The sequence below is a fragment of the Streptomyces sp. adm13(2018) genome (genome assembly GCF_008042145.1).
Taxonomy (GTDB): Bacteria; Actinomycetota; Actinomycetes; order Streptomycetales; family Streptomycetaceae; genus Streptomyces.
This window is the reverse complement of sequence record NZ_RDBH01000053.1, coordinates 37,351-43,109: the sequence shown is the minus strand read 5'-3', so window position 1 is coordinate 43,109 and position 5,759 is coordinate 37,351. Positions and strand designations below refer to the sequence as shown.

The following is a 5,759-nucleotide window of genomic DNA, read 5'->3' as shown; positions in this document are numbered from 1 at the left end:
GGTACGGCAAGCTGGTGGGGGCGGCCATGGGTGTGACGGTGCTGGCCGCCGGCGCCTCGGTGTGGACCGCGCAGGCGGGCTCCGCGGACGACGCGCCGCCGAAGGCGAGCAGGCCGGCCGCGCCGCCCGCCGCCGTCACGCCGGTCTCGATCATCATCGCCCACGACTCGGAGGCCGGCCCGCGGGGCGTCAACCTCACCATCGACGACGGCCCCGACCCGGTCTGGACCCCGCGGGTGCTCGACGTGCTGCGGAAGTACGGGGTGAAGGCCACGTTCTGCATGGTGGGGACACAGGCCCAGGCCCACCCCGACCTGGTGAAGCGGGTCGTCGCCGAGGGCCACCGGCTCTGCAACCACTCGGTCTCGCACGACACCGCCATGGACAAGGCCCCCGAGGACTACCAGAAGCAGCAGATCCTCGACGCCGAACGCATGATCACCAAGGCGTCCGGCGGCGTGCGCCCCGTCTACTACCGGGCCCCCGGCGGCGCCTTCACCCCGTACAGCCGCAAGCTCGCCGCCTCGCGCGGCATGCGGCCCCTCGGCTGGAACGTCGACACCAAGGACTTCGAGCGCCCCGGCACCGCCGCGATCGTCGCCACCGTCGAACGCGAACTGCCCAGCGGCCCGACGCTGCTCTTCCACGACGCGGGCGGCGACCGGTCCCAGACCGTCGAGGCGCTCCGCCGGGTCCTCCCCCGCCTCAAGGAGCAGGGCCGCGTCTTCGGCTACCCCGTCCGCTGAGCCGCCCGCGGATCCGGCCGGCCCACGGGAACCCGGGGGCCTCCGCGTCCGACTCCTCCACCGCACGGGCACACCGGCGGTGAAGGGCACGGCATGGGCGGACTGGACATACGCATGCGGGGGGTCGCGTGCCGGCACGGCCGCACCGAGGCGGTCGTCGGCGTCGACCTGGAGATCGCCGCCGGCGAGCGCGTGGCGCTGACCGGGACGAACGGTTCGGGCAAGACGACCCTGCTGCGCGCGGTCCTCGGGCTGCACCGCCGGGTCGGCGGCACCATCGAGGTCGGCGGGCGGACCGCCCGTACGGCGGCCGAGTGGGCGTGGCGGCACCGGGCCTGCGCCTGGATCCCGCAGAAGCCGGCCGTCGGCCGGTTCCCGCTGCGCGGCGACGAGCTCCTGGCGAGCAGCGGCGCCCCGGCCGACGCGGCGGAGGCCGCGCGGCGGCTGGGCGTCGGCGCGCTGACCGGACGGCCGGTGGACACGCTGTCCGGCGGGCAGTTGCAGCGCATGTACCTGGCCCGGGCCATGGGGTCCGTCGCGGCGGGCGCGCAGGTGCTCCTGGCGGACGAGCCGACCGCCGCGCTCGACTTCGCCGGGCAGGAGGAGGCGGCGGACGTGCTGACCGCCCTGCCGGTGACGCTCGTGGTCGTCACCCACGACCGGACGCTCGCCGAGCGCTGCGACCGGGTCCTGGAGATGGCCGCGGGACGGCTGCGGGAGGTCCGGTGAGCGCGCTCGCGGCGGCCGACCTCGGGGCCATGCTGCACCTCGTGCCGGTGCAGCGGGCGGGCGCCGCCCTGCTCCTGGCCGCCGTCGGGCTGCCGGTGGTCGGCGTGATCATCGTGGGTCTGGACATCATGCCGGTGCGGTTCGCGATGATGCACGTGGCCCTCCTCGGCATCGCCGTCGGGCTCCTGACGGGCCTCGATCCGATGCTGTGCGCCCTGGTCGCCTGCGCGCTGTCCGGCGCGGGCGTCGCCCCGCTGGCCCGGACGCCCGACGGCCTTTCGGGCGCCATGGGCCTGTTGATGAGCCTGGCCATCGCGGCGGCCCTGCTGGTCCTCGCCGTCTCCGGCGTCAACGCCTCGGGCGCCTTCGCCCTGCTGTGGGGCTCCATCCTCTCCGTCGGCACCGCCGACCTCGTCGTCCTCGGCGTCCTCGCCGTAGTCGTCCCGTCCCTGTTCTGGTGGAAACGGCGGGACGTCGCCCTGCTGCTGTACGACCGCGAGCTGGCGCAGCTGTCGGGGGTCCCGGTCCGGCTGCTCACCACCGCGCTCCTGGTGCTCGTCGCGGTGGCCGTGGCGGGGGCGATCAAGCTGACCGGCGCCCTGCTCGTCGACGCGCTCACCCTGCTCCCCGCACTCGCCGCGCGGCGGCTCGGCCGCTCCCTGTGGGCCATCACCCTGTGGGCGGTCGGCATCGGGATCGCCGTCAACCTCACCGGCTTCCTGCTGGCCCTCTGGCTGGACTGGCCCCCGGGCCCCGTCCTCGTCCTCACGGCGGGGGCAGTCGTCCTCGCCGCGCACCTCGTCCCCGAACGGAGAAACAGCTCATGGCGCGCACCCGCGTCCGCACCGCCCGCATCGCTTCCCTCCTCGCACTGACCACGGCCCTTCCGCTCCTCGCCGGCTGCGGGAGCGGCGACGACCCCGGTCCGGAGGCCGCGAAGGCAGCCGGCGGCAAGCCGGTGGTGGTGGTCACGACCACCTGGGAGGGGGCCTTCGCCAAGGCCGCCGGGGCCGGGGACGTCACGGTGATCGTGCCGCAGTCGGTCCACCACGCTCCCGACTACGACCCGAAGCCCTCCGACCTGGCGGCCGTGGCGAAGGCCGACTTCGTGCTGTACGCGCCTTTCGAGCCGTACGCGGCGAAGATCAAGGAGGCGGCCGGCTCGAAGGCGCGGCTGGTCGAGGTGAACCTCGACAACGACCCGGTGAAGGCTGCCGCCGAAGTGACGCGACTGGGCGGGCTGTTCGGTACGAAGGACGCCGCCGCGCGGTTCAAGACGCGGCTCGACGCGGAGGTCGCCGACCTGAACGGCGAGCTGCGGTCGGCCTGGCCCGGCGGGAAGAGCCCGTCCGTGGTCAGCCAGGTCTTCACCGGCTGGGCCGCCGGTCTGGCCGGCGCGACGACCGTGGGCACGTACGGCCCCGAGCCGGTCACCCCGGCCCAGCTGGCCGAACTGTCCGCGAAGAAGCCCGCGTTCGTCCTCGACAACGCGCACATGTCGACGGGCACGGTGCTGCCGGACGCGGGGGCGAAGCAGGTGAGGATCGTGAACTACCCGGGCGAGGACCTGGATCTGCTCGCCGTGTACCGGAACGCCGCCGCGGAGCTGCGGAAGGCCATGGGTCAGGTCTGACCGTACGGGAGGGGCGCGCGGTCGGCGTGCCCCTCCCGCGCGTTCACCTCGGCGGGGCGGCGGCGGTGCTCTCGTCGAGGGCGCGGCCACGGAGGGCCGCGCGGTCCGGCTTGCCCGCGGCCGTGAGGGGCAGGGCGTCCAGGACGAGGACGTGTTCCGGGTGCTTGTACCGCTCGACCCCGCGCGCGGCCAGGTGCGCGCCCAGGTCGTCCGGGGTGGGCCGCCCGCCGCCCCGCGCCACCACGCAGGCCACCAGCCGCTCCCCCATGACCGGGTCCGGTACACCGACGCAGACGACGTCCCGCACGTCCGGGTGTCCCGCCAGTTCGCGTTCCACCTCGGCCGGGCTGATGTTGGCCCCGCCGCGTATGACGACGTCCTTGAGCCTCCCGACGACGTGCAGGACGCCGTCCTCGTCGAGGTAGCCGAGGTCTCCGGTGCGGACCCAGCCCTCGGGGGTGCGGTAGCGGGTGTCGAGCTCCGGGGAGGCGACGTAGCAGAGGGGCGTCATGGGCCCCCGGGAGACGATCTCGCCGATCCGTCCGCCGGCCAGCGGTTCGTGGGTCTCGGGGTCGGTGACCCGGATCTCCGCGACGCGTGGGTCGGGCCGGCCCGCGACCACGCCGGAGCGGTCGGTGGGCGGGACCCTGTGGTCCAGGCCGGTGTGGCAGTTGACGCCGTCGGCCGACCCGTACAGGTTCACGACGTGGCAGCCGAAGGACGCGGCCGCCGCGGTCGCGGTGGCCTCGTCGAGCGGTGCGCCGCCGAGGACGAGGGCCGTCGGCGCGGGCACCCGCTCGCCCGTCCGCTCCAGGTGCTCCAGCATCATCCGGATCATCGTGGGGACGCCGAGGACGTGGGTTGGGGCGTGGGCGCGCATCGCCTCCAGCGCGGCCGCGGGGGTGAAGTGGTCGAGCAGGACGAGGGATCCGCCGTGCCGGGCGAGGGTGACGGCCGTGCCGTTCGAGCCGAAGGCCGAGGCGAGCGGGACGAGGAAGAGACATCGGGGCGGGGTGTCGTCGGGCATGAGGGAGGCGAGGAAGTTGCCCCGGCCCCCGGCGAGGGCGTTGTGGGAGTACGCGATCATCTTCGGTTCCGCCTCCGAGCCGGAGGAGACGAGGATGCGGGCGGCGGCGTCGGGATCGGGGCGGGCCGCGACGAAGCCGGTGGGGTCGGTGCGCAGCAGGTCCCGCAGCGGCACGGTGCCCTCGGGCGGGGTCCCCGGGCCGGCGGACACCACGTGCCGGAGGGCCGGCAGGGCGGGGGCGAGTGCGAGGAGGTCGGCGGCGTGCGACCGCCCTCGGTGCTCGGTCGCGGCGATGACGACGACCGCCTCCGCCCCGCGGAGCAGACACTCCGCCTCCTTCGCGCCCCGCCCCACGGGGAAGGGCAGGGCGACCGCGCCGAGGGCGGCGACGGCCAGGTCGGCGATGACCGCGTTGCGGTGGTCGGGGAGCTGGACGGCGACGACGTCACCGGGGCGGACGCCCAGGGCGCGCAGGCCCTCAGCCAGGCCGCGCACCTTGCGGTCCAGGGCGGTGTAGCAGAGCGTGCCCTTGGCGTCGATGACGGCCGTCCGGTGCAGGCCGGCGATCTGCCGGGCCCGGAAGAGGCTGTAGAGGTCGAGGTCCGGGCAGGTGCCGTCCACCGCCCACGAGCGGCGGAGTCCGGCGGGGACGTCCCGGCCGATCGGGCCGGACAGGCGCGGGTCGTGGTGGAGGGCGGTCAGGTCGGTGGTGACGGCGGTCGCGGTCAGACCGCGGGAGCGCAGCCGGTGCAGGGCGTCCTCGGTGCACGTGCCGGTCAGGTCGTGGGCGGCGGCCGCGGCGGCGCAGTCGTCGCGGGGCGCGATCCAGCCGTCGGAGGTGCGCAGGGGGCGCCGGAACGCGGCGGGCGGGCGCGGGTCGTCCCCGCGGCGGACCCGGTCCAGGGTGGGGGCGAGCAGGGTGTCGGCCGCGCCGAGGAGCGAGGAGTCGACCCGTACGCCGTGGCCGGTGCGCTCGCGCAGGAGCAGTCCGGCCAGTACGGCCTCGGCGCCGTGCAGGCCGCCGAGGAGGTCGAGCAGGGTCATGAGGGAGGGGGCGGGCGGTTCGTCGGCGGGCCGGACGGCCTCGGCGACGCCGGTCCTGGCCTGCACCATGAAGTCCGTTCCCATGGGGGCGTCCGCGATCCGGTCGGCCCAGCCGCCGGTGTAGGCGTAGACGAGTGAGGGGGCGACGGCGGCCAGGTCGGCGGAGTCGAGACCCAGCTCGGCGGCCTTGCCCGGGGCCCAGTTGTGCAGGAACACGTCGGCGCCTGAGGCGAGTTCGAGCAGGCGGCGGCGGTCGCCGGGCGACTTGATGTCGATCTCGACGGCCTCCTTGCCGCGGTTGAGGGCGAGCCAGCGGGCGGAGACGCCGTCGCAGGCGGGCGGCATGCCGCGGAGCGGGTCGCCGCCCGGCGGCTCGATCCTGACGACGCGGGCGCCGAGCAGTCCCAGGAGATGGGCGGCCAGCGGCGCCTGGATCCGCCGGCCAGCCTCCAGGACCGTCATGCCCGCCAGCGGGCCGGCCGGTGACACGGGCCGCGGGGCCGCGGGCGTACCGGGGAGGAGGGGGCGCAGGGACCAGGGGTCGGCTCCGTCGTCCTCCTTCGCGCGCTCGGCCAGGGTG

General features: G+C 75.7%; 5 protein-coding genes. 4 read left to right on the top strand and 1 reads right to left on the bottom strand.

The genetic code is table 11. The features are described 5' to 3' along the window. The 4 genes from EAO70_RS04390 to EAO70_RS04375 form a co-directional block, all read left to right on the top strand. Positions 1-746, top strand: a 746-nt coding sequence (locus tag EAO70_RS04390) for a polysaccharide deacetylase family protein (RefSeq protein ID WP_148001692.1), incomplete at its 5' end; no start/stop codon positions are given. 93 nt (positions 747-839) lie between these two features. Further along, complete coding sequence (locus EAO70_RS04385; RefSeq protein ID WP_148001691.1) at positions 840-1,475, top strand: metal ABC transporter ATP-binding protein; 636 nt, start codon at positions 840-842, stop codon at positions 1,473-1,475. Beyond that, positions 1,472-2,350 (top strand): metal ABC transporter permease, encoded by an 879-nt coding sequence (locus EAO70_RS04380; protein WP_148001690.1) that lies wholly within the window; start codon positions 1,472-1,474, stop codon positions 2,348-2,350. Before EAO70_RS04385 ends, EAO70_RS04380 begins: the two co-directional genes overlap by 4 nt. Next, positions 2,299-3,108 carry a metal ABC transporter solute-binding protein, Zn/Mn family gene (locus EAO70_RS04375; protein ID WP_148001689.1) on the top strand — a complete coding sequence of 270 codons (810 nt, stop codon included), beginning with the start codon at positions 2,299-2,301 and terminating at the stop codon, positions 3,106-3,108. The genes EAO70_RS04380 and EAO70_RS04375 overlap by 52 nt, the downstream gene beginning before the upstream one ends. Before the next feature lie 43 nt (positions 3,109-3,151). On the opposite strand, the gene EAO70_RS38840 is transcribed toward EAO70_RS04375, so the two are convergent. Further along, positions 3,152-5,759, bottom strand: a 2,608-nt coding sequence (locus EAO70_RS38840) for a CoA transferase (protein ID WP_261992658.1), incomplete at its 5' end; no start/stop codon positions are given.